The sequence below is a fragment of the Streptococcus sp. Marseille-P7375 genome, assembly GCF_902460365.1.
GTDB classification, from domain to species: domain Bacteria; phylum Bacillota; class Bacilli; order Lactobacillales; family Streptococcaceae; genus Streptococcus; species Streptococcus cristatus_I.
Map to the genome: position 1 here is coordinate 73,038 of NZ_CABPTR010000004.1, position 26,944 is coordinate 99,981.

Sequence of the window (26,944 nt, forward strand, 5' to 3'; positions counted from 1 at the left end):
ACTGGCTCTTGTTTCCTTTCTGATAATAGGAGATAATATAATTGAACAGAGTGTTCGGTATTGATTAGATTATACCATAAATCGTATTCTTTTAGGAAAATAAATAAGGAGGTTCACATGAAATCCAGTAGAAATATGACAATTGCCTTTCTCTTGAACTTTTCTTTTGCTATTATTGAATTTATTTTTGGCCTTCTCTTTCATTCTAGCGCTGTCTTAGCGGATGCAATTCACGACACAGGAGATGCTCTGGCTATTGGTCTATCGACTCTTTTTGAAAAGATTTCCAATAGAAAAGAAGACCGTAACTATACCCTAGGATATAAGCGCTACAGCCTACTGGGTGCTCTCTTGACCTCAGTGATTTTGCTGATCGGTTCGACCTTGGTTATCGTGGAAAATGTCCCCAAATTATTTGCTCCTGAGAGGGTGAATTATGATGGCATGTTGATTTTGGGGATTGTTGCCATTGTCGTCAATACAGCAGCTAGCAGAGTGGTCAGCCATGGACACAGTCACAATGAATCTATTCTTAGCCTGCACTTTCTTGAGGATATCTTGGGCTGGCTAGCGATTATCCTCGTATCTCTCATTTTGCGCTTCACCGACTGGTATTTCCTAGATCCGCTGCTTTCTCTGGTCATCGCAGGCTTTATTCTCAGTAAGGCTCTGCCAAAATTTTGGGAGAATATCCAGATCTTCCTAGACCATGTGCCCAGCGATGTGGATCTCAGTCAGCTTTATCAGGAAATAGCGGTGCTGGAAAATGTGCGAGCCATCACTCAGCTCAATGTCTGGACGACGGATGGTTTGGAAAAATATGCCATGCTTCATATCTGTCTGGAAAATCCAAATTTGCTGGCTGAAACGCAGGCTGTCCTGCGCCAAAAGCTTTTGGCTTATGGCATTGCCAAAGTAACCATTCAGACCGATGAAAGCTTGCAGGAACACCAAGAATGTTGTATTGGTAAAGAGTAGTTTAGAGCCCCAGAGAAATTCTGGGGCTTTTGTTTGCGGAAATAAAAAATTTTCCCAAACAGCACATAAACGCTTGTCTTTTATTCTTGTGTGTGATATATTTATAACATAAAGGTGTTAAATATTTCTAACATACGAAAGGAGTCTATCATGAAAAAAAGTCAAAAAATGGGTGGCCTCATTTTGATGGTTGCCACAGCTCTCTTTATTGATTTTACTGTTTTCCTTGCTCCCAGCAATCTCAACTGGCCAGCCAAATGGGTAATTGTCGGTTTGGTAAGTATAGGTCAGCTTATAAGCATCTGGTCTTGGTTTCACATGAAACCATGGCCTAAGAAGATAAAAGAGTTTCAAGAAAAGCAGGTCTATGATCTGACCATGAAATTTTATAATCTACTGACGCTTTCGGCAACCTCTATCTATACTGTCGGAATCTGGTTGTGGACTCCGAGCACCAATCCTCCCATTATAAAGTACATTGCTTTGGGAGGCCTCCTCGCTATCCAGTTTCTCTTTCTTCTATTTTTTGCTTTGAAAAAAGTCAAAGAAAGAGCAGACGAGCGCTTTTATGCCAATCTAGCAAAAGCAGCGACTTTGATGTTTGCCATCTGTATAGCAACTTTACTGGTGCTTGCAGGGATTAGTGCTAATGTAGGATCTATCACAGTCAATGCCGGAATATTTTTCATCATGATTGGTGTCTTGGTCTTGCTCTTTGGTTTTGTCTTCTTTTTATTTGAAAAGAGAGGTTAAAAATGGCCAAGGAAAGCAATATTATCACCAATCTCAAATCTGTCCGCGAATCCAGAGGCATGACCCAGCAGGAGTTAGCTGACCGCATTGGTATGCGGCGCGAAACGATCTTGCACTTAGAAAATAATCGCTACAATCCCTCGCTAGAGATGGCTTTAAAAATCGCTCAGGTTTTTGATTTGCGAGTGGAAGACCTCTTTCAATTAAAGGACACAGGAGGACAATCATGAAGACGGTTTTTGACTACCAAAGGGAAGGTGAAAAAGGAGAGATTCGCCGTTTTGTCCTGCTATCTACGTCGCCCAGACGCAAGGAGTTGCTGAGTTTTTTGAATCCAGAGATTCAGGCTGTAGAAGTGGACGAGCGAGCTATCGAAGAGCATTGCATGGCAAGCATCGATGATCAGGACTTTCTGACCAAGGCAGCCAAGATTTGTTGTGAGATTTCCAAGGCCAAGTCTGATTTGGACTTGGAAGCCGAGACCCTTTATATTTCAGCCGACACTATCGTTGTGGTAGATGGTCAGATTTACAATAAACCACAGGATTTAGCTGAAGCCGGCCAGATGTTTCGCTCTTACTTTGGCAAGAGCCACCATGTAGTGACCTCGGTCTGCCTACGTATGCAGGATTTTCTAGAAGTCTTTTACACCGTGGCGCAGGTGGACTTTGTAGATTATTACCCAGAATTAGAGCCTGTCATCGAGGCTTATCTGCATGAGAAGCGTCCGCTGGATAAGGCGGGTGCTTATGGCTTTCAGGAGCTGGATCCTCGCTTTATCCGCTCAATTACAGGTGATATGCACACCATCATCGGCCTACCTGTCGCTGAGACTAGCTATCGGATTTTTAGAGGTAGCAAAGGAAAAGAGTAAGGAATTGATTTCTATTCTAAAACATCAAAAAATCTCCCCACAAGTGATTATCCACTTTCTTAGGGAGATTTTTTCTATGTTTTGAAATGGGACTGGATCCTAGATGTTTACATCGCTCCAGCTAAATGGTGTGTAGCCAAGCAGCTCAATCCCGTCAATTTCAACGGATTTAATGATTTCTTGAACATTGTCTTGAATGTTCTTAGCTAATTGCGGATGGTCAGAAACTTCAGAGCAAGTCTCAATGACCAACAGAGGCTTGTGGTAGCGCTCATATAGCTCAGACATGGCAATCCGAAGAAGGACAGGTTGTGCAAGGCAAGTTTCTACATTTTTGCGGACATATTTGTTGGTAAACAAATCTTGGAGATTTTCCGCCGCATAATGTGAGAAAGCAACAAAGTCCACGATGCCTTCTCTTAAGGCGAAGACATCTTCTTCCGTAATACCCAGATCCAGCTGATTTCGCTCAATGTAGCGAAGGAAGTGATTTGGATAGTGTCCCTTGGTCTGCACATCTGTAAAAATGTAGTTTTTACGTCTGTTCAGCTCATGGCCCAAGGCATCGGTAGCTGAGTGATTTTCTTGGTGGGAATCACTATTGATGGTAATCAAACTACCGAATTGGAAGGTTGGATTGATGGCTTGACCGAGCTTAACCACATTTGCCGATGCGATTAACTGATGGTGAGCAGCCAGCCAAATTTGTTGTTCCTGGTTTTCTGTGCTATCAAAGTGTAGACCAGCGCCTAAGAATGGCAAATAAGACAGAGCGCTCATTTCTTTAAAGGTAATCCAGTAAGTGACTTTTTCTTTAAAGTGGGTCAAAACGGCTTCGCAATACTTTTCATATAGGGCAATCATTTGCCGGCTTTTCCATGCTCCGTATTTTTCATACAGATGGAGAGGGAAATCGAAATGAGACAGACTTACAATTGGTTCGATGTCATTCTCTAGCAGTGCATCGATAATTGACTCATAGAAAGCAAGGACCTTAGCATCGGGTCTCCGCTCTTCTCCAGTCGGGAAGAGGCGAGTCCATGAAAAGGACAGCTGGTAGGTATTGAAGCCCATTGTTTTAATTTTTTCAATGTCTGCCAGATAATCCTGTTTGCTAGAGCCTTGTTTGAACAAATCGTAGGCTCCTAGAGGAATTGTTCGATAGTCAACTGTTCCGTCCATGACAGAGAGACGATAGTCTTCACCATACTGGGGCAGGATGTCGGTGATTCCTAGACTTTTACCATTACTTGATAGAATATTTCTAATCATATTAGTTCCTTTCAGTATTCATTCGCTGCTTGTTCTGAGCTTATTTTTTCTGTCTCTTAGTAATCATGGCCAAGGTTGATAGATTCTGTGTGACAGTGGTGAACTCAGAAGCCATGCTTTGCGATTGATATACGGCAGCAGACAGGCTGATCGAATGGGCTCTCTCTGCACTGATTGATTGTTCAATGATCATTCTTTGTGACTGTGATTCAGCGATAGATAGACTGATTGAACGCTCTCTTTCCACGCTCATTGATTGCTCAATAGCGATACTTTGTGATTGCGATTCCGCAACAGATAGACTGCGTGACTGTTCTTGCTCTAGGCTGATAGACTGCTCAATAATCTTACTTTGGGCTTCAGATTGGGCAAGGTAAATGCTGAATGAATGATCCTGTTCGACGCTGATTGATTGTTCAACGGCTCTGCTGAGGATTTTAGATTCTGCAGTAGATAAACTAAATGATTGTTCTTGCTCCAAGCTGGTAGACTGCTCAATAGTATCTCTTTTGGCTCTAGATTCCGCAGCCGCCAGACTGTATGAATATTCCTGTTCCAGATTGCGAGATTGTTCCACCGCCGCATGTTGTGATTGTGATTCTGCGATAGATAGGCTGCGTGACTGTTCTTGTTCCAAGCTGATAGACTGCTCTACGGCCACGCTTTTCGCTTGTGATTCCGCCATAGACAGGTTAGTAGATACTTCATTTTCTAGGCTGATAGACTGTTCAATCGCGATACTTTGAATTTCATTTTCTGTAATAGATAGGCTTAGCGATGCCTCGTTTTCAGCACTGATAGACTGTTCAATTGCCCGACTTAAGGCTTCGGATTCCGCCACAGACAGGCTGATAGACGCTTCATTTTCTGCACTAATTGATAACTCGATCGCTTGACTTAGTGCTTCAGACTCTACGATAGATAAGCTCGTAGACACTTCGTTTTCCGTGATAATAGACTGTTCAATAGCTTTATCTAAGACTTGGGATTTCTCTACAGACAAGCTGGTAGATGCTTCGATTTCTGCGCTGATGGATTCTTGGACTGCAATGCTTTGCGAAACTGACTCTGCTACAGATAGGCTAGTAGATGCTTCCAATTCCGCGCTGATAGATTCTTGGATGGCAACGCTCTGAGAAATAGACTCAGCTACGGACAAGCTAGTAGACGCTTCGATTTCTGCACTGATCGATTCTTGGACTGCAATGCTTTGAGAAACGGACTCCGCCACGGACAAGCTAGTAGACACTTCGATTTCTGCACTGATCGATTCTTGGATAGCGATACTTTGGGAAACTGATTCCGCCAACGACAAGCTAGTAGATGCTTCCAATTCCGCGCTGATTGATTCTTGGATGGCAATGCTTTGAGACACAGACTCGGCTACAGATAAGCTGATAGACGCTTCGATTTCCGCGCTGATTGATTCTTGAATGGCAATGCTTTGAGACACAGACTCAGCTACGGACAGGCTAAGCGACACTTCCGCCTCCGCACTGATCGATTCTTGGATGGCAATGCTTTGAGAAACCGACTCAGCAATAGACAAGCTGGTAGATGCTTCGTTCTCCGCACTGATTGATTCTTGAATCGCGATACTTTGAGAAACCGACTCAGCAATAGATAAGCTGATAGACGCTTCGATTTCCGCGCTGATAGATTCTTGGATAGCAATGCTTTGAGAAATAGATTCGGCTACGGACAAGCTGATAGACGCTTCGATTTCTGCGCTGATTGATTCTTGGATGGCAAGGCTTTGAGAAATAGATTCGGCTACGGACAAGCTGATAGACGCTTCGATTTCCGCGCTGATAGATTCTTGGATGGCAATGCTTTGCGCCACAGACTCCGCCACGGACAAGCTGTTAGACGCTTCGATTTCTGCGCTGATTGATTCTTGGATGGCAATGCTTTGAGAAATAGACTCTGCCACCGACAAGCTGGTAGACGCTTCGATTTCTGCGCTGATTGATTCTTGGATCGCGATGCTTTGAGAAACGGACTCTGCTATAGATAAGCTGGTAGATGCTTCGAATTCCGCGCTGATAGATTCTTGGATGGCAATGCTTTGCGCCACAGACTCAGCAGCAGACAGACTCAGCGATGCTTCGTTGTCCGCACTGAGAGACTCTTCAGCGGACATGCTTTGAGATACAGATTCGAAAATTGATAAGCTCAGCGACGCTCTATTTTCTTCAAGGATTGATTGCTCGAAGGCATAACTTTGCGCAATTGACAAGCTAGCAGAAGTATCCGTTTCCTTGCTGTCAGATTGCCCAACTTCCAAACTTTGTGTCTGTGATTCGGTTACTTCTAAACTACGAGAAGCCTTTTTACTTTCTATACTTAATGATAGAGATATTGAATCAGCAGTGCTCTTCAAGCCCCTCTTTTTCATAGAATCTGAAGAAATGCTTGTCTCAGCAGATTCTGTCGTGCTAGCTGCCTGGCTTTTCGCTGCCATTTTTTCTTGCTCCAGACTAGCTTCACTTTCTACAGCTGGAGATTCGTCTACTTCTTCTCCACCGATATTCATAACATCCAAGCGGTCGTAGTATTGGATCGATTCCAAAGCTTTCTCAATGAGGAAATTTTCTCTATCTTCTGGGTTCACACTGACTTGTGGGTTACTTCCTTCATTGTTATGAACCGCAGAAGTGGATGATTCGTCCTCTTCTCCTTTTATAAGACGCTTAAAGCCACCTAAAAAATTACGAAACATACCTTTGTTCTCATCATTATTTGGCATGGACATACTCTCCCTAATTTTAGTAATAATACTATTATAAAGGCTAGTAGAGCATCTGTCAAAGTTTATTGCATTAAAATGAAGATTTTCAAAAGTAAGGGTTTTCTTGGAATTTTATAAGAGTTTTTCGCCGAATTTTATCCATCTTTGCTCTCTTTTTTGAAGGATTTGAAGTCGATAGAAACAATATCTTCGAAATAATGATATAATATGAGAAGTTATGATTGTATTCCGTTTATTCAATCCTAATACAAGGAGAGCAGTTATAGAGGGGTTAAGAATATAGACGAGTAGACCATATTTTAAGGAAATCCGAATGAAGCTATTGAAAGCTTGCAAACTTAAAAGAATATGAGAGAAAAGCGGTTGGAAATGCTTTAAGTGATATTAGTAAGAAATTTCCAGAGTTGCTTAAAATTGAGCTTGATAGCTGGAACTTAGAAAGTAAAGTGATAAGACGGGTTTACAAGTTAGCAAGTAAATTGATTGTCTGAAAAATTTGAATTTATTAAGGTGGGCATATGAAAGAAAAAAGACCTGATTTTGGAGAGATAAAATCATTTGAAGAATTTAATAGATACTATTGGTATCGAGAAGAACTTTCACAAATTTGTAAGTCCCTTGGATTAGAGTATAGATGTACGAAGCAAGAATTGAACTATATTATCGAACAGTATTTTAAGGGAAATAAAATAGAAAAATTTTTGAGTAAAGGAAACAAAAGTCAAGCCGAAGTTATCACCTTGGAGACTCCGTTACTTAACTGTGGTTTTTCTTTTAACCAAAAATTTCGAGATTATTTTTCAGCTGTAACAGGCATTAGTCCCTTTAAATTTAGTGCTGATATGGCAACGGCTTGGCGAAAAGTAAAAAGGGATAAAGATATAACATTCACTATTCAAGATATGATTAAAATATATTATGGTGAGTCAGATTATGCAAAGTATGATAGTTCGGCTTGCCAATGGAATCAGTTTCTAAAAGACTTTTGTTTAGATGAATTGAGCGATTGTTATTCTAACAAGTTAAAAGTTGCAGCTATTCTCTGGAAAGAAGTTAGAAACTCGATACATGAAAAAGTTTACTCACGGGAACTTTTAAAAAAGTATGAATCTAAAGTAGAGGAATACCGTAAGTAAATAGATTCCAGCTTGTCGAGCTGAATAAAGCTGGACGGCATTAATTTATATGCTGCTTTATCATAACACATAATAAAATAGATGTTGGAGCGAGCATAGAAAAAGAGGAGCCTCATAATGAAGTTCCTCTTACTTTTGATTGTCCGAATCAATATTCTTAATTCAAAAAAAGGTAGAGAAAAAGGTAGTGATTCGATTGATTTATATTGCGATGTACTGAATTCAAGAAAAAGAAAAAACGCTTGAAATGAACCGCACCCCAAAAGTTAGACATAAAAAATCTAACATTGGGGTATTTATAATGAAATTGCGTTATAAAGCTAAAGTTCAAATCTATGAACTAAGGAAACAAGGAATCAGCTTAAAGCGTCTTTCAGAAAAATATGGAATTAATCTTTCAAATCTTTTGTATTTCAAAAATTTATTGGAACTTTTCTCTTTACGCGTTTGTCGTGTCATCATAGTTCGCTTTGTGTAATATTGTATTTTTTTCTTAAATTTTTGATACGAGTAGGTATTTCTTGTGAATAATTTTCTTCAAAAAATTTCATATATAATCCCCCTATAATCATGGAAAAGTATAAAGTAGTAAAAATAGTTGTTATCCTAGTTGATTAAAAAAATCTCTGATTTCCTCATCTTTTATAAAATAATATATAATTTTCCCCTCTCTTCTAGTGTCTAAGATGTTTTGATTGGCTAGTTTACGAAGATGGTGGGAGGCAGATGCCATACTGAGATTTAATAAACAGGCTATATCGCAGACACAGAGTTCTTCGACGGCAAGGAGATAAAAGATGATATTTATCTGTTTATTATCGGTAAATTTTGATAAAATGCGAAGTGATTTTTGGACTTTTTCCTTTTCAAGGTAGTTCGTTGCGGTTGTAACATTTTGTTGATTTATAACATCCACTTGACAGATACTATCTTTTTTCATAATTTTTTCTCCTAGCCTAACACAGCCCATAGCATTTCAAAGCTGTTGTTTTCAATCAGGATATACATCCCCAATCCTAAATAGACAACGGCAATAAACCATCTGCTATATTTTTCCAAAGTTTCTCCAACAGAAGGGACTTGTGCTAATTTTTGGGCAGAAAAAACCAAGAGATAAATCATGACTAGAAAAGTAAGTAAAGTCACTATCATATTCGCTAAATTTAAGGTGGTAAAATATGGGACAAAGACACCAATATTGTCAGCGCCACAACTTGCAAAAGTAATCATAGCGACTAGAAAAATCAGGTTTTTATTGTCTTTTCGCAAACCATCTTTTGCAATAGCTTCTCCATCAGAATCTCCTAAAAGCAAAACTTTGAGGCCTAGGAAAATTGGAATCAAACCGAGTAAACCTAAAATCTCTTTACTAGGAATATAATTTAAGACAAATGCAAAAAGCAAACTTAGGAATATTAGACTAACAGAGCCTAGAAATTGTCCTAAATAGATGTTAATGATGTCCTTTCTGCTTTTTCTTTTGGCAAAAAATAACATTAGGATAATAAGTAAGTCTACGGCTGTCCCAGAATACAGGATTATTGAAGTAACAATATTTTGAATCATAAAACACCTCATTCAAATATATTTTTGAATGTATTCTAACATTAAACTTTGTAGATGTCAACTTAAAATCCACCAAAATATAGATAAGAAGCTAGTGTACCAAATATTAAAAAGCCCTGCCATCGAAATGATAGCAGGGCTTAACTTCAATATCCAGATGATATATTTATCTAAAAAAGGTAGAGTAAAAGGTAGAGTTTTTATTGATTTGTAGTGCGATATAATGAGTTTCAAAAAATCAAAAATTACTTAAAATCAATATTTTGACGTCTATTGACGTGTACTGAAACCCTTACTTAACCTCTGTAAGGGTTAAATAACTACGCTGTAAACTTTGTAATATCAAGGTTTATAGACTTTTAAAGTAAAAAGGTAGTGATAAAGGTAGTGATGAAATCAACTTGCTAGTTCTTCCATTTTATTTAGGAAAATATCTACTGCCTCAAATTTCTTTTTAGGAGCTAATTCAGCATAGGTATCCATCGTTGTTGTAATAGATTTGTGCCCCATTCTGTGTTGTAGTTCTTTCCAGTTCATACCAGAATTTAGCATCATAGAAGCGTGTGTATGGCGGAATAGATGAAAACCATAGTCAGGTAACCCTAAAGCTGATAATCGCTTTTTAAGGGTTGCACGTTCGTTTCTATCACACATATAGTTGCCATATATAGTCGGGAAGATAAGTGACGATTTTGGAAGACCGTGATTGTCAAAATAGCTAGTCATCTCCTCATGAAATTCTTTGAGATTTTCCATGATTGAAGGTGGAACGGCGATCCTACGATTTCCAGAATCGGTTTTAGGAGTTTTCTTACAAATCATTTCACCCTTGATACCTAATTTTTTATTTGCACTTTTCCACATTAGTGTTTTGCTAACAAGAATTTCATTAGTCTCAAAATTTAGGTCAGTGATTTCTAGTGCCAACAACTCATTGATTCGTAATGCTGATGCTAAAAGTGTATTACAAATAACTTTAAATCGCCTATTTGCTCTAGTATTCTCTAAAGTTTCAAGATAGGATAACCAGTGTTTAAGGTCCTCATCATGAAGTACCATAATACGCTCTTTGTTAGCCTTGGGCTTAGGTGGAATCTTGATTGACTTAGCCGGGTTAGTAGTCAAGCCAAAATTTGTAATGCCAAAGTCAAAAATATCACTGACTTTATGAGCCATAGCCCCGAAGTCTTTCGCACTCCCTTTTTTTGCTCGTTTCACACCAGAATCAACTGATTTTTTTGCTCTTCTAGCTAGCTTGTTTACCCAAAATTGCACATCAGCAGGCTCAATTTGATCAGGTTTGTAGCCTCCAAACTGAGGAATAATGTAGGTATCAAGATAGCCACGTACTCTATTAATAGTATTTTGTGATGATACCCATGTTTTGAAATTTGAGAACCATACCTCAGCTAGATTTTCAAAATTATCAATTTGAATAGTTTCTTTAATAGTTGACCCAGATTTTTCAAATTGAATTTTAGATTCAACAATTTTTCTATCTAGAGCTTTTAATGTTTTAGCAGTGATTGTTTTTGTAATTCGCTTACCAGTCTTTATGTCTGTTCCGATATAAACACCTTTGATTGAATAGCTTATTTCACCGTTCTGCTTGGTAGTTTTTATAACTTTTTTATTGTTGTGTTGAATTGTCTCTTTATTCATATCGCCTCTTGATTCGGATATATAAAAGGCTAAAATAGAACCCTCACATTCTTTTTTTGATAATTCTATTCTAGCATATTTTTGAAGTTAAATAGTTAAAAAGTCAATGACATCCCCCATTTTGTAATAAACAGTCCGTGTCCCTTCGATTGGAGGTTCAAGTCGTTTTAACCCCCTATTTTCCCATGATTTCAACGTGTTAGGAGAAATTTGTAAAATTTTCAATAGTTCTTTCTGAGTGACGATTCCGTGAGAATTATTATTATCTATTCCTTTCTGAATGATGGCAATAAGTGCATTAAGTAACTCTTCAATTTGGTTTAATTTAATCGTGTCCATCGATTGTTCCTTTCTGTTCTTCAATAACTTTTTCTAATCGTTTTGGATTATGACGACGTGAATCCAGATAACGGGCAAAAAAGTAAGTTCGCTCTATGATTAGCCCCAATAGAGCGCTGTTATTATCTCGTGCGTACCAGACTAATTCACCAAATTCAGTAATATCATTCTCTTCGATGGTATCAATAACCTTAGTTGTAAAGTCGTCAGAATTTTGTTGCACTAGGAATTTATCTAATTCAAATCCACACCCACTTTCAATGTCGTTAATATCATAAGGTGTTTTATCAGGATTATCTGCATGGACAAAGTAGTCGTACATCCCTTTGGGGGACATTACAGGTTCAACATGTGCAGGGCCATTTAGTTTGTCTTTGATAAGTTCCGAAACTTGAGAATAGCTCTTGAGGGAGCTGAAATAGAATGCTCCATGCTTGTGTGACTTTTTAACTTCTCCTGTTTCTTTATTTACATCCTTATTATGCCATGGAGAAAGTACAAAGGGCACGTGAATATCTTCAAGTACATCTAAATAGTTCTCAGGTGCGCTTTCTTCATAGATAAGGAAAGTCCACTTATTGGAACGTTGTTCTTTTGTCATAGGCAAAATTCCTCGCTTTCAATTTTTTATTATTCCTATCTATTAGGAGATTGGAAGGGCATAAATCGGAGTTTTTGAGAAAATTTAATTTTTTTTCCGATTATTGATTATTGGATTAAGTGGGGGTCGTAGTCACCCCACTTAATCCCAAATTTTGCAATTAAAAAACGGCGCTGTTTGGCTTCCACTACGTGGGCCACAGCGCCATTAAGCTATTGTCTTTTAGTTCCTACAAAGTATGCCCATTTTTTATCTGGATTTGAAGGGGAGAAGAAATAATCAGGATTGTATCTAGCAACTTCTTCGATAATCATTGTATCATATCATCTAGAATCTTCTTTGCTTGCTGAGTCTTTGGAATACGAATCATCAGAATGATTGTATCTTTTCTAACATCTATAATAGATTTATCAACTGCTTTGTTAAAACGTTTATGAATAGGGTTGTAGTGTGTTACTTTTGCTTGTTCAGTTGTAGTTACGGCTTCTGAGAGTTCGCTTTGATGTAGAAAAGTACGGATCGACAAGGTTTGTTTAATTGATTGCCACAGGTTATATAGGTTATCTTCTTTTTGCCGGTCCTTGATTTCACGACTGATGAGGAAAAAGAGAATTACAGAGCTCATAAGCGAAGTAAATAAGCTAATTGCGAAAATTACGCTAGTAAAACGATAAAAGAAGACTAAATAATCAATCTCCTGTAAAGAATTCATGCTAAACCCGAAGCAGACTGTGCAGAATGCACCTAAAATTGCTGTAAGAAACAGCAGAGAACCGAGATTAAAAACTTTCTGAAAATGTGTTGTTTGCATAAGTTATAAAATACCTTTCATTGTGTAGTATGTTGGACACAGCAAGGGCAAAACCTGATAAGGATGCTCGTTATCAATGATTTGAATAAGCCCTGTTCCTTTTCCGATCGGAATAACAATACCTTCTGGATCGAGGTCTGGAAATAAGAACTGTACTGTTTTCTGGTTGATGTTACCAACCTGAATCAATACATTAAATTGTTCACGGACTGATACAGGAATTGTACTATGATCAAAACGCTGACTTACAAGAAGCAAGTGAACTTTGGTTGATCGCCCTAATAAAGCAATTTGAGATAACAGAGAGAAGAAGGAATCTTTGATATTTTTGTTGATTCCTTCTGATAAAGCAAGCACCTCATCAATAACAATAGTTAGATGTTGAAATTCATGATGTGGATCATCAAATAAAATCCTTTGTCGTTTATGAATTATTGTCAAACACTGACTTAAACTTTCGTTAATTTCTGATACGAAGTCGGATTTGGAACGATTCTCTTGAGGGTGGATGACACTAATTTGATTCTGCTTTGCCCACCGTGATGGGGTATCATATTTAGGATCAACGATAATCAGGTCGGAAATGTTTTTCAGTATACTTAACAGATAAGTTAATGCATAGCTTTTACCACTACCTGAGTTCCCAGCAATAGCCATAGAAGTTACTTTATCATAGTTAATCATTAGATTTGCCATAATAGGGATATCATTACCTTTTAGCGATAATGTGAATTTTTCTAGGTCTGGAATGATTAGCCGCTCAGAAACACCTTTCTGCCAAGGAAAAAACAGCCCACGTTGAATATGAATATCGTCTGTTTTCAGTGCAATAAAGTAGGCAGAATTTTGTTTTAATAGCGTGTATTGTGGGTAGAGAGACGCATTAGCGATTAAGAAAATCTTTCGGTACAGTTCGTCATCAATGATAAATCCTGATGGAAGACGAGGAATGAAGATAAATCCGTTTTCTTTGACAGAAATGTCAAAAGAGTTGGTATAAGAAGTTTCCCCTTGTAATACAGAGCCCAAAGCCATGTTCAGACTCTGTAATAGGTATTGTTCCAACTCTTTTTGTGTGATAGCTGGAACCATTATTTCACCTCTTTAAATCCATCAGCCTTGAAATAGACATTGTAGTTAACTTCACACGCTTGTAAATTCTCAAAAGAGATAAGTGAAAGATAGTCAGGAAGGTCAGGCTTTTCAAGGAATTTAACTTGGAATGGTGGCAATCCCTTTTGTCCAAACCAAGTTTTGTATGCGATAACTTCACCTGTCGGTTTTCCATCTTCATACTTTTGTTGTGCTTCAAGCTCATCACAAAGCAAGTAGATTGGATCCTGAAGGCTAACGTATTGTTCTGCTATTTGATTTGAGTATCCGCCATTGCGGAATTTTGCTTTCATTTTCATTTTGAGATACCTCGTATATTCTATTTTGTGATAAAAAGTATTGGTGACATGCTCGGTTTGAGGTCATGAGCTGGACTTGTTGATTTTTTCCTCTCTATCTTATAGGAGATTTAAGAGGTGGATTTCGGAGTTTTTTGAAAATATTTTTTTATACCTATTTTTAAAGAAATTCGGTTCTCTCAATTCGGAGCATTTCACAAAAGAGCTGATAATCAGATTGACTACCAGTTTTTAAGATTAATAGTAATCTTTCAGTTGTTGCTGTAACATTTTTTGGTACTTTTTGAAGCGAGTTGTTACAGTCTTGTCGCTGATTCCTATAAGTTTTGCTAGTTTATTTGATGGCATGGGTTTATAGGTTAATTTACTAATCATAATGGCTTTATCTTCGGGTTTTAAATCTTCAATAAAGTTTCTTATAATAGCCATCATTTCATTTTGAAAGTAAACTTCTTCTGCGTTGGGAGCAGTATCAGCTATTAACTCATACAGGTCTGTGTTTCGTCCATCAATGGAAATATTTTCATCGAGACTTCCGAGATTGTGATATCGGTCACGGCGTTTAGCGTTAGCAAATGCTTTGTTGTCATTGCGTAGTAATTTATCCCAGTGTTTTATCTCTTCTTTATTCTCTGGGGTAAGACGGTCGTTAAAGGTTTTTGTTGGCATAAGAGCCTCTTTCTAAGTCCTGATTTTGGACAGAAAGAAACTGGTATGAGCCGTACTGAATAACCGAAGAGGTGCAAAAAAGCACATCAAATAAACGGATAGACAGATATGTACAGAACTCGACTGTTATTGTCTGAGTTGTCATATTTGTTTCAATCCGTCCATTTGATGGCCATCAATTAGGACTGTAATTTTATTTTTTATAAGGTTTCCCTTACAATATGATTTTATCTCGAAATAGAAGTGATTTTTTATTATGCTCTTTGTAAGAAAATGTTAGAATATAGATAGTAAATAGGAGGAGCTATGGTATTATCGGAACAAGAAAAACTTGAGATAAAAAAAATTATTAAATCAAATAAATGGTATACATTTGAAGAGGCTGAATCTGAATTGAGAAAGCACTGGCAGCCTGAGAATGACAAAAATGGTGATTATCTAACCATGAAACGTAGCCAAATTCAGAAAGTTTTACGTTCAGATATTATTGGTACTTATTTAGAAATTCATAAACGAAAAAAAGACCAATCAGATGATGAATGGTTTATGAAAACTCTTTATGGTTGGTCTCAAAAAGAGAAATTCTTTTTGGATTATAGCGATGGTAGAGAAAAAGAATATAATGAAGAACTTCATGTATTTCCAAAATATGATAGATTATTTACGGACTCTGAACTAGAGCAAAGTATCATTCTATCTTCTTTTGATGAATTATTAGGTGACATGGATAAGGTAGAGATGAGGGAAATTTATGAAGAATTGTATGGTGGGAGTGGTAAAGGGAAAACTCTTTATTTAATGACCGAACCCTATCTTTTTGCGTTAAAACATGAGATAGAAAGGCGACAATATCCGACAAGGATGCTTTACCTTTCTCCACACTCTCCTAAAGAAATACTTTCAAGAATGTCAGAGAAAAATTTATCCGACCATCTTCAAATGATTGTGTTTACTTTAATTGATGAATTTATTCAGTCAATCAATGATAAGGTATTAACACACCAAAAGGCAAGAAATGAAGAAAGACAACGGTTTCAAGAAATTGCTGATTTTTTAAAAAAATGGAAAACTATCTATTCTGAAGAAATACAGAAATTAGAAAAAGTCTTGTCAAACGAGACACTTCTTGAAGAATTTTATGCAATATTGAATAAATTTAATCAGCCCTTTGAGTATCTTGTTGATGAGAAACTTATTAAAAATAAATTTGATGAGAAATATTTGCATGAAAATTTACAAATCTCTAGTGATGAATTAAAAAAGGCAGTAAAGCAAACTATTTATTCAGTTGAAAAATATAATTTGGATAAACTTGAGAGTGCTTTATCAGCAGATACAGAGTTTATAAGTAAATCAGCTATATTTAGGCATCAAATATCTAGCCGTATACATGAAATATTACAAAATTTAAACGCAGATTCTCTTTTGTTTTCTTCACTTAGAATTGCAGGCATTGAATAAAGAAAAAATGCAGGCTCATTAAGTCTGCATTTTAGATTCTGAAAATTTTAGAAAAGTAAGATAAAGGATAAACATTAGTTTTTGAACAGGTCTAATATTTAATACATAGTCATGAAATCTCCAAGATTTTTGATTTGTTGTTTAATAATATGGTATTGTTCGGTTGAACTTTTGGGGAGAACATATCTTGTAGAGCGTCCCTTACCTTCTATCTCAATATACTTTTTATTTTGTAGAGATTTCAGGTTTTCTCTAAATTTATATTCGGTCATTAAAGAATTTTCGAGGACATCATTTTTAGTAATGCTACCATTTTTTATGATATATTCAAGTATTATCTTTTCATTATCTGATATGTCTGAATAAGAAGATAATAAATCTACTTTCCAGATTGTAACAACAGTACTATCAAAGGTAGTGCTTACTTCAGGAATTTTTAGTTTATATTTTTCGGAAATATCAAAAATTTTCGGTCCGCCTGACCCAGCTTTTTCTGACATCCCAATTCTGCGGAATAATGAAGAGATTGTACTGTTTCGCGTTTTGGAAGTTCCGCCATGTATAAATTCAGGAATAGAAATTTTCATCTTACCTGGATTTTTAAATTCATAGAAGTCTTGATAAGCCGTAATAACTATAGGAGAATCAAAATCATAGTAAGCATGCATTAAGCAATTTACTAAAGCTTCACGTATAGATTCAGATAGGTCTTTCTTGAATGGTAAACGATGAGCAGATTCGTTATTAAACTCAAATCTATCATTTGTTGTAGTAGTTAATTTCTTATATGCTAAATTGAAAAAGTCGAACATGTTTAAATCAGGGTACATCATATCACCTGTTGAAATTCTATCGTTCCACCTAGTTGAAAGAGAGGTATCTTTTTCAAAATAGTCTAGTTGAAATTTTGGATAACGAGAAATGATAGAGTTATACTTTCCAAAGAATATCAGTCCTCCTGCGGTTAATTTATATGTATTATTTGTTCTATCTTTTTTGAATACACCAATTTCGATTAGAAAATCTCTCAAAGAAATGCTATTATATTTTTTGTTGCCAGTAAGTTCAATTAATAACTTTTTGTAATGTTCTATTGTATCTAAATTTAGGTCGTTTTCGTCAAAATTATTAAGTAACTCACTATCAATATCATCATGAGAACTCGTCATCAGATACTTGAGCTCTTCTTTGTCAAGTCGAACATCACCTTCACCTAATCTTTTATATGATTCACGATAATCATTTTTTAGATGAACAGGTTTTTGGTCAGGGTTGGCTTCTCTTACAGTGACTACTATGAGTTGTTTATCTTTGTTTGGAATGTCAATGTATTCAATGTCATTATCAGTAAGTAGATTACAACTAACTTTTTGTTTGTTTGCAACCAAAGCAAATAAATTGTCTCGTATTTTTTGAGGATTATTGACTCCTTGGTAGGGGTCGATATTTTTTTCATCTATTCCGAGAATTATTTTTCCGCCATTGGTATTTGCAAATGCTGAGTAGGTTTCCCAGAAAGATTTTGGTAGACTATTTTCAGCTTTTTTGTATTCTAAATCAACCCCTTCAAAAATTAAGTTCATTTTTTCCCTTTCCCTAAAATACAATATTTCTTAAAGTTTTTTACGATTATCACGCGAAAAAATAAATTTGATAGATAACTACTAATCCTTGATTTCATAGTCTTTCTAAGATGTCATCTTAAACCGTCATGCGGAAATCACGCGAAAATCACGCGAATATTTTCCATCAAAATTCGATTTAAAAGCTTGTAGGACTTTTAATTGTGAATGATAAAATAGGCAGATTTAATTGGAACTTTTTGATGGAATTTTTAAAGCACTATTGCGTGAATATATAATTCACTCTATTATAACACAATGATAAGAATAAATAGATGTCGGAGTAAGCGTAGAAAAAAGAGAAACCTCATCGTGAAGTTTCTCTTGCTTTTGATTGTCCTAATCAGTATCGTATTTCAAAAAAAGTAGTGATTTAGCTGATTTTTATTGCAATGTAGTGAAATTTAGAATTTCAAAAATCGCTTTAAATCAAGGTTTCTACCGTCTAGTGACGTGTACTGAATCCCTATTTCACTTCTGTAGACATAGTCTTACCTCCATGTGTAATATATTTAATTTTAAATTATCATGAAAAAACTATTATTTGAAAATTCAGTTATACAATTTGTCAAGTAGGGTTATTTAGATACGAAGTAATTTATTAAATATAGTATTACGTCAAAATAACACTTTGCTTAACAAATAGTAGAAAAGGACTCAGTCCTGTGCAATACAGAACTAAATCCTTTGGATAAATTATTAATCTAACTATTTGGGTGCACTTAACTTTCGGGATGTTTTGTCAGGAAATGAATATGTAACGTAATGAAAATCTGTGCTATTACCCTATTCTTCATTGACTAGTTTTTAGGCTTACCACTTGATCAGCTTGTTTCCAAATAGTTGGATTATGTGTTGCAATAATGATCAGACGTTCCTTATTTTTTAATGTTAGGAGTAAGTCCATAATCTCCTGTGAGGTCTCAGGATCAAGAGCAGCAGTTAATTCATCTGCCAAAATTAGAGGAGGATCTTTTAAAATGATCTTTGCCAAGGCTACACGTTGTGCTTCTCCTCCAGAAAGCTCATATACTTTTTGATTTAGTTGAATATAAGATAGTCCTACTCTATCTAATACTTCTTCTTTAGTCTCTCTCTTTTTTTGTTTGTCTAATTTATGACCAATTAATCCCAAATCTAAATTTTCTGAAACAGTTTTATTATCGATTAGTCCAAAATTCTGGAAGAGATAACCGAGTTCATTTCTGAAATAGTTTGTTGGTTTAATCTTTCGTAAATCTTTCCCTTTATATTGAATACTTCCCTGATCATAAGGTTCTATCTTAGCTACCATATTTAGTAAGGTTGTTTTGCCACAACCACTATTTCCGATAAGAGCATAGACTTTACCTGCATCAAAATTTAAGTTCAAATCACTAAATACCGTCCGGTCCCCAAAGGTTTTTGTTAGTTGATGGATTTTAATCATTTCTATGCTCCTTTCAATATAATACTAGCCATCCTATCTTCCTTACGAGAACGATGCATTAGTATTAAAATAGAATTCAAGCCAAAGACGCAAGAGGTTAGAAAGACTACCCAAAGTTTATTTGTTAGCAAAAGACCAATAGCCCCTCCCAAAATGAAGATAACTATTTGCCAGATAAAAAATTTCTGGTGTAACTCAAAAAAATTTAATCCTGATATTTTCTTAATAAGAATAGTTTTACGAAATTCTTCAAAGTAGAGGATTGTCATTGTATTAAAGAGTAGAATTGAGGTAACAATACCGAGAAAACCACCAGCAATGATTGTCAATATTTCAACTTGAATGTTGTGACTCATACCACGATAAACATAATAGGCAAGATCATACTGACTGATATATTTCTTTATTCCACCTTGTTCAACTAGTTTTTTAGTGGCATCCAAACCTTTAAAATACAGATAATCAGATGGATAAGTGAAGAAATCATTTCGATTTTTTCCAAAAGAGCTTGGTTTAAGGACAATAAGTATAGGATCACTTAGAAATTGTTGATATGAGATTGGTGTAGAATTATATACGAAACGCTTCTTATTGTTTGAAATATAGAAAACACGAGCTTTCATAGCCTGTTGAATTTTATTTCCCTTATCGTTTCGAATCGCTAGGAAATCTTCATAAATTTGACGCAATTTATCTTCTTGATCTTTTAATTTTTCAGGCAATAGTAGTCCAAATTCTCCTTCTCCAAGGCTATTAATGCTCTTCTTATCTTCTTCATTTAATTCTACATTCTGAACATCTAGATAATTAGGAGTCACATATAAGCTATTAGCATACGGATTGTAGTCATTTATCGACATTTTTCCCATTAAGGGATGTGAAGACAGACCTTTTAGATCGAATGATGCAAGTGGATGCTGAACAAGCATTCCTCCATTCTGAATGCCAGTTTCTATGAAGTTTTTCCATTGTTCTTCCAACATTTTTCTACTATCCTGATTTCTAGCCTCTGCCCCAAACTCCCTATTTGTTGAAAGCAATACCCAATCTTTTTGATTTGACCATGCTGTATCTCCAGACTGATGCAATTGCCAAATAGTTGAATAGATACTTGTTCTATGAATGGTAAGTACTATTAAAAGAAAAGCGACCAATTGCCCCAAGTAAAGAATACCCATAATCTGTTTCAAAGGTAACTTTCCTTTGAGCAAAGAAACCAAATGTACCGTTTTAATACTTAAAACATAAAGAAAGCTAAAGAGTATAGAAAGGAACAAAAGTAACAAATTATAAGTTATGTTAGCTGAAAAAATAACTGGAATAGAAAATGGTGTGATATGGAATAGACTTACACCACAGATTCCAAGAAAAACCCCAGTAATTATCCCTAAAAGTAAATCTCCACAATCACTAATAATTGAGTTTCCAAAAATCTGAGTTAGGTGCAATCCAGAAATATATCGAATCCCAACTGTTCGCATTTCCTTGGTTTTTTGAATAATCATTAAGGCTATAAAAGTTAGTAGAAAAATGACCAAAACGAGTAATTGACTACCATTTCCCATATACGTAAATAAGCTAAGAAAAATATTTGGATATGAAACAAATGTTTGTGTGAAACCCAATGATTGAAGTTCATGATTTAATCTATCTAGAGTGAGATTTCCAGATAAAATATAATAATTGGACAATAAGCCACTATTGTAAAAATCTTCTTCACTAGCTTTAACAAGGCCGTTTGGGATATGGCCAGATCCAAATATTGCATAGGAAAAATGAACCTTACCTTTATCGTCTATTGTTTCAATTTGTTCACCAATCACACTGTCTGTTTCATTTGCTAATTGATCTAAACTGTATTTTACCTGATCTTTTGATACCTCTTTGTTCTGGGAAAGAATACCAATAGCTGGAAAACTATTGTGAATAACCACATATGAGGTTGAAAAACAAATCCAAAGTAGAAAACTTGTTATAAAGATATTTGAAAGGATAACAAAGAAGCGCTTCATACTTTACTCACTTTCTAAAATTTTCATGAATAGTAATATAATCTTTTCTATGAGCTATGAATTTTTTTAAATCCGTAATTAAAATATACTGTTTCACCAAAATTTCTATTTATAAAAGCTCTTGAGGTCTGATGAGAAGGAGCGTAAGCATATGATGATTTACTATCTCTTGCACGAGTTACGCTTGACCAGTGATATTTGTAATCATGGTAATAATTTGAAAATGCACCCCAGTTATTTGGATTGTGAAAGCATTAATACAAAAAATAAATAGTGATTTTCTTTTGCATATCTGCACCTCCTTCTTCTATATATATGATATACTAAACACATAACGAAGTGTAAAAATGTAACATTTATACACATAATTAGAGGTGAAGTTGTTATGCGTTGGGATTACGGTACGATCTATAAAAAAATACGGAAATCAAAACATATTAGTCAAGAGGAAGTTTGCCAGGATTACACTTCAAGAGCGCACTTGTCGCGTATTGAATCGAACCAAGTAGTGCCTAGTTTTGAGTTGATGGAGCATCTTCTAAAGCAAGTTGGCCTAGATTTCGAAGAATTTCGATATATATGTCATTCTTACCACCATTCCGATAGAGAAGAAATTATCTTATTGGCAGAAGATAACAATGCCTACCAATCAAATGATAAATTATTGGAACTGAAGAATAAGAGTGTAGCTTATTTAAAAAAATATCCTAATGATATTCCTGTATCAAATATACTAAAGAGAGTAGAGGTCATTCTTTGTTTACGAGAATCTGGTCCAAATGAAAAGGTAAGAATAATGGCAACGGAAGCTTGGAACGAAATTAAAAATCAGGATGTCTGGTATCATAGTGACCTCAAATTAATTGTCGTTATTTTATTTACACTTCCACTAGAAACAGTGATTTCTATCTGTGATGAAGTGATAGATAGGCTCAATGATTACTCTGATTATACAGAGATTCTTCCCACCAAGTATAAATTACTCTCAAATTTAGCCAGTATTTTTCTATGGAATGGTTTGATGGAGAAATGTACGAGTATCAGTTATCTATTGTTAGATACGGCAAAAAAAAGTAAGCGATATGATTTTCTAGGAAATGCTAAAGTGACACTTGGAATTTGTTTAACGGATAAAAAGTTGGTCGATGAAGGATTGCAGCTACTCGAATTAACGGATGAAAAAACACTGTTGGAAGCATGTCAGTCAGATGTGAATCGCTTTTTCAAGGAATGAGTTTCTAAATGGATTTAGTCATAAAACGGTTTGAAGATATAATCGACATATTGTTGTATCCATGCTCAATGGTTATTGGGTAAGGGATGGCAACCTACACATTATCCCGTTAGATCAGCTAGTTAAGCAATAGAAAGTGGACAAGATAATAACTTAATCAGAAAATATTGGTATATAGGTTCAAAATAGCGTTACTATCCAGTGAATGCTATTTTTTTGAACTTAAAAAGGTTATAATAGTTCTAACTATAATCACTAAGGGGCCTTTAGTTAAGTACTGACATACTTAAACAATCCTATAGGTCTCTTGGCATACTGGTGAGCTGGACGCTATTCAGGTTAAATTTTATAATCATAGTAACCAAAAGTCAGACATTGATTCCTTCCTCGGTGAACTTGGTCAATAGTCTACGAAGTTTGAAGTGGAGGAGTAGTTTTGGAGATATTACATGACTTAATTGTTAATCTAGTTGTTGCAGTTATTACTTTTTTTGTCTCGACAATATTTAATAATAGACGTAGAATTAAAATATGGTCTCAGTCTCTTATTCGATGGAACAAAGATATAAGATTGAGTTGTGCTTACCTATTTCAAATTAAACAGACTAATGGCCGCTATTTGCTGATAAAAGGGAGAAGAATAGACCAATATCAACCTATAGGAGGTGTTTATAAATATCACGATTCCTTCAAAGGGCTAAAAGAAGAATTCGAGTTGAAAGATGAATCTGAGACTCGATTTTATGAAAGTGGAGATCTAAGATTAATAACAAAAGGGAAGCACCTTGTACAGTTTATTAACTGGTTTGATACGAGAAAAAATAGGGAAGTAACTGTAATTAGAGAGCTTATTGAAGAATTAGAACCTGCTGGAATTTCTATAGAGGACCTAGTAACAAAGTCGCAAGTTGAATATCTTAAAACTGTCAAAGAACCAATCATGTTTTCAACTTACTTTCAAATGGATGAATTAAAAATATTTGACATTTTTGAAGCAAGAATACCTACAGAAATATTAGACAAAGTATTAGAAAATGATGATTATTGTCTAATAGAGGCTGAGGATATAGAAAAAAATTGTTTTGCTAAAGACGGACTTTCTAAAAAGATTTCGGCAACCTCGAAGTATATTGTTTAGGAGGAAGATACTTTGACAGATATTACTATCTCAAGAGAGATTAAATCAATTATTGAAGAATTGGATGTTTCGTATTCGAAATATGAAATAGCTACTAATAGATACAATTCTATTGCTAACTATATCAAAAATTCAGAACTTAGCAAAAACAGCCCAGATATATACTTGCAAGGATCGTTTAAATTGGGAACAGCCATCAAGCCATTAACAGAAGATGGAGCTTTTGATATTGATATAGTTTGCAACTTCACAAAGTTAAGAAGAAACGACCAATCTCAATATTCTTTGAAAAATAATCTTGGGGAAATTGTTAAGAGTTACGCTAAGGCTCAGTCAATGTCCAGTGGGCCAGAGGAAAGCAAACGCTGCTGGACATTAAAATATGTTGATGAAAGCAATTTTCATATAGACATACTGCCGTCAGTCCCTTTAAACGAAAAAAATGATGGGTTTATAGCAATTACGGATAAAACTCATGAAAACTATTTTAAAATTACTTCTAATTGGGAGACAAGTAACCCAAAAGAGTACGCTAAGTGGTTTAGAGATCTTTCAAAGTTCTCTATCTATCAAAAAGAAGTTGCTAAAAGATTTTATGCATCTATTGAAAAAGTTCCTGAATATAGAGTTAGAACTCCCTTGCAAAGGATTGTTCAAATCTTGAAGAGACATGCTGAGGTTTGTTTTGAAAAAGATATTGAATATAAACCAAGCTCTATAATCATCACGACATTAGCAGCAAAGCAATATCAGTCTGCCAGTACAATTTATAGTGATTTTTTAGATATTATAAACTATGTTATTGAACACTTGAAGGATGCTATTGAATTTAGAAATGGAAAACCTTGTGTATATAATCCTGTAAATAAGGACGAAGTTCTATCTAATAAATGGGATAAAGATAGTAGCTATTTTGAAGCATTTGAAAAATGGTTGGAACAACTTAAATTAGACTTTAATGTAGCAAATTATAATTTATCTTATTTAGATAAAATAAAATTTATAAGGACTAGCTTATTTAAGAATAGTGGAGAACAATTCCCAATTGTTAATGTCAATTCTATAAGTCATCATCAAAATTCAAAATGGAAAGAGTTTTTGATAGAAGATGTATCAATAAAGGCAAGTTATCTATATAAAGGATTTAGGTGGAAAAAGATTGAAAGCGGAACAAAATTGAATAAACATGGTAGTCTTAAATTTGAAGTACAGGCTAATAGTATACTAGGGTATGAAATTTGGTGGCAAGTGACAAATACAGGCAGGGAAGCTGAATTAGCAAATTCTTTACGAGGCGGGTTTTACAATTCTGAGTTAGTAGAAGGTAAAAGAGTTAGAAAAGAAAGTACTCTTTACACTGGTAGACATTATGTAGAAGCATATCTAGTCAAGAATGGAATTTGTTATGGGAAAAGTATTCCGTTTGAGATTATTATAACCGATAAATTTTCAATAGATTTTGCACATTGACGGAGATTAACCGGTAAGTTGTTTATTTGATATTTCCCTTCCTTCAATCAAACTCATTCTAAATTTTTGAATGAAAAAGATGTCGGACTTTGTTGATAATTGAGATAAAGCTAATCTAAAATTACTTGAAACCCAGACTTGTGAAATCAGGTCTTACGATTTGTAAGTAAAAGAACAAATAAAAAAAGAGGAACTTCACACTAAAGTTCCTCTTCTTTTAAATATCCGAATCATTATTTTTATTTCAAAAAAGGTAGTGAAAAAGGTAGTGATTCGGTTGATTTATATTGCAATGTAGTGAAATTTAGAATTTCAAAAATCGCTTTAAATCAAGGTTTCTCACATCTATTGACGTGTAGTGAATCCCTATTTCACCTCTGTAAAGGTTGTTAATGTTATTTTAGCACCCTTTAAACGCTGTCATATCAACGTTTCTAGATTGTTCTATAGAAAATGTAGTCATAAATGTAGTCATTTGCTATGCTGTCAATTTTGCAATTTCTTTAAGGTAGATTTCAACTGCTTCTGCCTTCTTTTTCGGTGCCAAATCAGCATAAGTATCCATTGTCGTTTTAATCGACTTATGGCCCATTCTTATCTGGAGTTCTTTCCAGTTTGCACCAGCATTCAGCATCAAAGAAGCATGTGTATGACGGAAAAGGTGGAAACCATAATCAGGTAAGCCAAGCTCTGAGAGACGTTTTTTAAGTGTTGTACGTTCGTTTCTATCACACATGTAATTTCCATAGATGGTTGGAAAGATAAGGTCTGTAGCTGGTAAATCGTGCTTTTCAAAGTAAGTGTTCATCTCATTGTAAAAGTCTTTAAGCTCTTCCAGTGTCTTTCTAGGAACGGCAACCTTTCGATTTCCAGAGTCTGTTTTAGCACTATTTTTGCAAACAACTTCCCCCCTAATACCAAGCTTTTTATTGGCAGCTCTCCACATTAGTGTTTTGGTAACAGTGAGCTCATTGTTATCAAAATCAAGGTCATGAATAGTCATTGCAAGCAGTTCATTGATACGCAAAGCGGAAGCTAGTAAGGTGTCACAGATGACCTTAAAACGTCTATTAGCTCGTGTATTTGGCAAGTTACTTAGATAATTCAGCCAAGTTGCTAAATCATCTTCATGTAGTACCATGATACGTTCTTTAGATGGTTTTGGTTTTGGAGGGATTTTTATCGTTCTAGCTGGATTATGAGTGAGTTCAAAATTAGTAATACCATAGTCGAAGATATCACTTAATTTATGGATAACAGCTCCAAAATCTTTGGCATGTCCTTTTTTAGACTTTTTAGCGCCTGATTCTACAGATTTCTTTGATTGTTGAGCAAGTTTGTTTACCCATATCTGAATATCAGCAGGTTTTATTTCTTCAGGCTTATAGTTGCCAAATTTTGGAATGATATAAGTATCTAAGTATCCTCTAACACGGTTGATTGTGTTCTGTGAAGTAACCCAAGTTACAAAGCTAGTGAACCACGCCTCTGCGAGTTCTTCAAAAGTATGGATAACAAAAGTCTCTTTTAAGGTGGAGCCTTTTTCTTCAAAGTTTAGCCTAGCTTGTATGATTTTTCGATCAAGACTTCGTAAAGTCTTGGCAGTAATAGATGAAGTCACTTTTTTACCAGTCTTGACATCAATCCCAATATAAATACCTCTTTGAGTGTAGCTGATTATACCGTTGTTTTTTGTAGTTTTTGTTATCTTTCGATTGTTGTGAATGATAGTTTCTTTTTGCATAGTAGCCTT

The 26,944-nt window shown here is 35.4% G+C and carries 26 protein-coding genes and 3 pseudogenes; 12 read left to right on the plus strand and 17 right to left on the minus strand.

Annotation, left to right across the window (positions count from 1 at the left end; genetic code table 11):
* Positions 1 to 117 precede the first annotated feature (117 nt).
* From FZ954_RS09140 to FZ954_RS09155, 4 genes are all read left to right on the plus strand, one after another.
* Entirely contained in the window at positions 118 to 978 is an 861-nt protein-coding gene (locus tag FZ954_RS09140) for a cation diffusion facilitator family transporter (protein WP_148878150.1), read from the plus strand.
* A 150-nt stretch (positions 979 to 1,128) separates the two neighbouring features.
* On the plus strand, positions 1,129 to 1,731 hold the full coding sequence (locus FZ954_RS09145; RefSeq protein WP_148878151.1) for a DUF3796 domain-containing protein: 603 nt from the start codon (positions 1,129 to 1,131) through the stop codon (positions 1,729 to 1,731).
* 2 nt (positions 1,732 to 1,733) lie between these two features.
* Positions 1,734 to 1,961: a helix-turn-helix transcriptional regulator gene (locus FZ954_RS09150; protein WP_061909842.1), complete on the plus strand. Its 228-nt coding sequence runs from the start codon at positions 1,734 to 1,736 to the stop codon at positions 1,959 to 1,961.
* Positions 1,958 to 2,605 (plus strand): nucleoside triphosphate pyrophosphatase, encoded by a 648-nt coding sequence (locus FZ954_RS09155; RefSeq protein ID WP_148878152.1) that lies wholly within the window; start codon positions 1,958 to 1,960, stop codon positions 2,603 to 2,605. Before FZ954_RS09150 ends, FZ954_RS09155 begins: the two co-directional genes overlap by 4 nt.
* Before the next feature lie 99 nt (positions 2,606 to 2,704).
* Here FZ954_RS09155 and FZ954_RS09160 read toward each other — a convergent pair whose 3' ends face one another.
* A complete protein-coding gene (locus tag FZ954_RS09160) occupies positions 2,705 to 3,877 on the minus strand; it encodes a family 1 glycosylhydrolase (protein ID WP_148878153.1) in 1,173 nt (390 codons plus the stop codon).
* A 40-nt stretch (positions 3,878 to 3,917) separates the two neighbouring features.
* Positions 3,918 to 6,626 (minus strand): hypothetical protein, encoded by a 2,709-nt coding sequence (locus FZ954_RS09165; protein ID WP_148878154.1) that lies wholly within the window; start codon positions 6,624 to 6,626, stop codon positions 3,918 to 3,920.
* A gap of 241 nt (positions 6,627 to 6,867) precedes the next feature.
* Between FZ954_RS09165 and FZ954_RS09170 the strand changes: the two are divergent.
* Both FZ954_RS09170 and FZ954_RS09175 read left to right on the plus strand, forming a co-directional pair.
* A pseudogene (locus FZ954_RS09170) lies at positions 6,868 to 7,120 on the plus strand (phosphomethylpyrimidine kinase); the annotation flags it as partial.
* Between the two features lie 27 nt (positions 7,121 to 7,147).
* Complete coding sequence (locus FZ954_RS09175; protein WP_148878155.1) at positions 7,148 to 7,765, plus strand: SAP domain-containing protein; 618 nt, start codon at positions 7,148 to 7,150, stop codon at positions 7,763 to 7,765.
* A 461-nt stretch (positions 7,766 to 8,226) separates the two neighbouring features.
* On the opposite strand, the pseudogene FZ954_RS12005 reads toward FZ954_RS09175, so the two are convergent.
* The 3 genes and pseudogenes from FZ954_RS12005 to FZ954_RS09195 all read right to left on the minus strand — a co-directional run.
* Positions 8,227 to 8,316, minus strand: a pseudogene (locus FZ954_RS12005) (XRE family transcriptional regulator); the annotation flags it as partial.
* A gap of 50 nt (positions 8,317 to 8,366) precedes the next feature.
* A complete protein-coding gene (gene cadX, locus FZ954_RS09190; RefSeq protein WP_000711078.1) occupies positions 8,367 to 8,705 on the minus strand; it encodes a Cd(II)/Zn(II)-sensing metalloregulatory transcriptional regulator CadX in 339 nt (112 codons plus the stop codon).
* A gap of 11 nt (positions 8,706 to 8,716) precedes the next feature.
* Positions 8,717 to 9,331 carry a CadD family cadmium resistance transporter gene (locus tag FZ954_RS09195; RefSeq protein WP_316246116.1) on the minus strand — a complete coding sequence of 205 codons (615 nt, stop codon included), beginning with the start codon at positions 9,329 to 9,331 and terminating at the stop codon, positions 8,717 to 8,719.
* 28 nt (positions 9,332 to 9,359) lie between these two features.
* On the opposite strand from FZ954_RS09195, the gene FZ954_RS12010 reads away from it, so the two are divergent.
* Positions 9,360 to 9,545 carry a hypothetical protein gene (locus FZ954_RS12010; protein WP_002892741.1) on the plus strand — a complete coding sequence of 62 codons (186 nt, stop codon included), beginning with the start codon at positions 9,360 to 9,362 and terminating at the stop codon, positions 9,543 to 9,545.
* A 182-nt stretch (positions 9,546 to 9,727) separates the two neighbouring features.
* On the opposite strand, the gene FZ954_RS09205 is transcribed toward FZ954_RS12010, so the two are convergent.
* The 7 genes from FZ954_RS09205 to FZ954_RS09235 all read right to left on the minus strand — a co-directional run bounded on the left by FZ954_RS09205 (position 9,728) and on the right by FZ954_RS09235 (position 14,825).
* Entirely contained in the window at positions 9,728 to 10,993 is a 1,266-nt protein-coding gene (locus FZ954_RS09205) for a site-specific integrase (RefSeq protein ID WP_012131040.1), read from the minus strand.
* Between the two features lie 87 nt (positions 10,994 to 11,080).
* Positions 11,081 to 11,332 carry a MerR family transcriptional regulator gene (locus FZ954_RS09210; protein WP_148878157.1) on the minus strand — a complete coding sequence of 84 codons (252 nt, stop codon included), beginning with the start codon at positions 11,330 to 11,332 and terminating at the stop codon, positions 11,081 to 11,083.
* On the minus strand, positions 11,319 to 11,933 hold the full coding sequence (locus FZ954_RS09215) for a replication protein (protein ID WP_148878158.1): 615 nt from the start codon (positions 11,931 to 11,933) through the stop codon (positions 11,319 to 11,321). Before FZ954_RS09215 ends, FZ954_RS09210 begins: the two co-directional genes overlap by 14 nt.
* Before the next feature lie 310 nt (positions 11,934 to 12,243).
* Positions 12,244 to 12,744, minus strand: coding sequence for a hypothetical protein (locus FZ954_RS09220; protein ID WP_262366250.1), 501 nt, complete (start codon positions 12,742 to 12,744; stop codon positions 12,244 to 12,246).
* 3 nt (positions 12,745 to 12,747) lie between these two features.
* The gene (locus tag FZ954_RS09225) at positions 12,748 to 13,824 is read right to left on the minus strand and encodes a cell division protein FtsK (protein ID WP_148878229.1); all 1,077 of its coding nucleotides are present in this window, start codon (positions 13,822 to 13,824) and stop codon (positions 12,748 to 12,750) included.
* 11 nt (positions 13,825 to 13,835) lie between these two features.
* A complete protein-coding gene (locus FZ954_RS09230) occupies positions 13,836 to 14,150 on the minus strand; it encodes a hypothetical protein (RefSeq protein ID WP_187423364.1) in 315 nt (104 codons plus the stop codon).
* A gap of 243 nt (positions 14,151 to 14,393) precedes the next feature.
* A complete protein-coding gene (locus tag FZ954_RS09235) occupies positions 14,394 to 14,825 on the minus strand; it encodes a sigma-70 family RNA polymerase sigma factor (RefSeq protein ID WP_148878160.1) in 432 nt (143 codons plus the stop codon).
* A 306-nt stretch (positions 14,826 to 15,131) separates the two neighbouring features.
* On the opposite strand from FZ954_RS09235, the gene FZ954_RS09240 reads away from it, so the two are divergent.
* On the plus strand, positions 15,132 to 16,286 hold the full coding sequence (locus FZ954_RS09240) for a hypothetical protein (RefSeq protein WP_148878161.1): 1,155 nt from the start codon (positions 15,132 to 15,134) through the stop codon (positions 16,284 to 16,286).
* 98 nt (positions 16,287 to 16,384) lie between these two features.
* Here FZ954_RS09240 and FZ954_RS09245 read toward each other — a convergent pair whose 3' ends face one another.
* From FZ954_RS09245 to FZ954_RS09260, 4 genes and pseudogenes are all read right to left on the minus strand, one after another.
* Positions 16,385 to 17,869, minus strand: coding sequence for an RNA-binding domain-containing protein (locus tag FZ954_RS09245; RefSeq protein ID WP_148878162.1), 1,485 nt, complete (start codon positions 17,867 to 17,869; stop codon positions 16,385 to 16,387).
* Between the two features lie 832 nt (positions 17,870 to 18,701).
* Positions 18,702 to 19,337, minus strand: coding sequence for an ABC transporter ATP-binding protein (locus FZ954_RS09250; RefSeq protein ID WP_148878163.1), 636 nt, complete (start codon positions 19,335 to 19,337; stop codon positions 18,702 to 18,704).
* A gap of 2 nt (positions 19,338 to 19,339) precedes the next feature.
* A complete protein-coding gene (locus tag FZ954_RS09255) occupies positions 19,340 to 21,349 on the minus strand; it encodes a DUF1430 domain-containing protein (RefSeq protein ID WP_148878164.1) in 2,010 nt (669 codons plus the stop codon).
* Between the two features lie 47 nt (positions 21,350 to 21,396).
* Positions 21,397 to 21,564: pseudogene (locus tag FZ954_RS09260) on the minus strand (lactococcin 972 family bacteriocin); the annotation flags it as partial.
* Between the two features lie 170 nt (positions 21,565 to 21,734).
* On the opposite strand from FZ954_RS09260, the gene FZ954_RS09265 reads away from it, so the two are divergent.
* From FZ954_RS09265 to FZ954_RS09280, 4 genes are all read left to right on the plus strand, one after another.
* Positions 21,735 to 22,583 (plus strand): helix-turn-helix domain-containing protein, encoded by an 849-nt coding sequence (locus FZ954_RS09265; protein ID WP_148878165.1) that lies wholly within the window; start codon positions 21,735 to 21,737, stop codon positions 22,581 to 22,583.
* 332 nt (positions 22,584 to 22,915) lie between these two features.
* A complete protein-coding gene (locus tag FZ954_RS09270; protein ID WP_239683216.1) occupies positions 22,916 to 22,990 on the plus strand; it encodes a hypothetical protein in 75 nt (24 codons plus the stop codon).
* Between the two features lie 29 nt (positions 22,991 to 23,019).
* Positions 23,020 to 23,721, plus strand: a complete 702-nt coding sequence (locus FZ954_RS09275) for a hypothetical protein (RefSeq protein ID WP_118095858.1) — start codon at positions 23,020 to 23,022, stop codon at positions 23,719 to 23,721.
* Between the two features lie 12 nt (positions 23,722 to 23,733).
* Complete coding sequence (locus FZ954_RS09280) at positions 23,734 to 25,191, plus strand: nucleotidyltransferase (RefSeq protein WP_118095857.1); 1,458 nt, start codon at positions 23,734 to 23,736, stop codon at positions 25,189 to 25,191.
* 478 nt (positions 25,192 to 25,669) lie between these two features.
* Here FZ954_RS09280 and FZ954_RS09285 read toward each other — a convergent pair whose 3' ends face one another.
* Positions 25,670 to 26,935 (minus strand): site-specific integrase, encoded by a 1,266-nt coding sequence (locus tag FZ954_RS09285; protein ID WP_148878166.1) that lies wholly within the window; start codon positions 26,933 to 26,935, stop codon positions 25,670 to 25,672.
* Between the last annotated feature and the right edge of the window lie 9 nt (positions 26,936 to 26,944).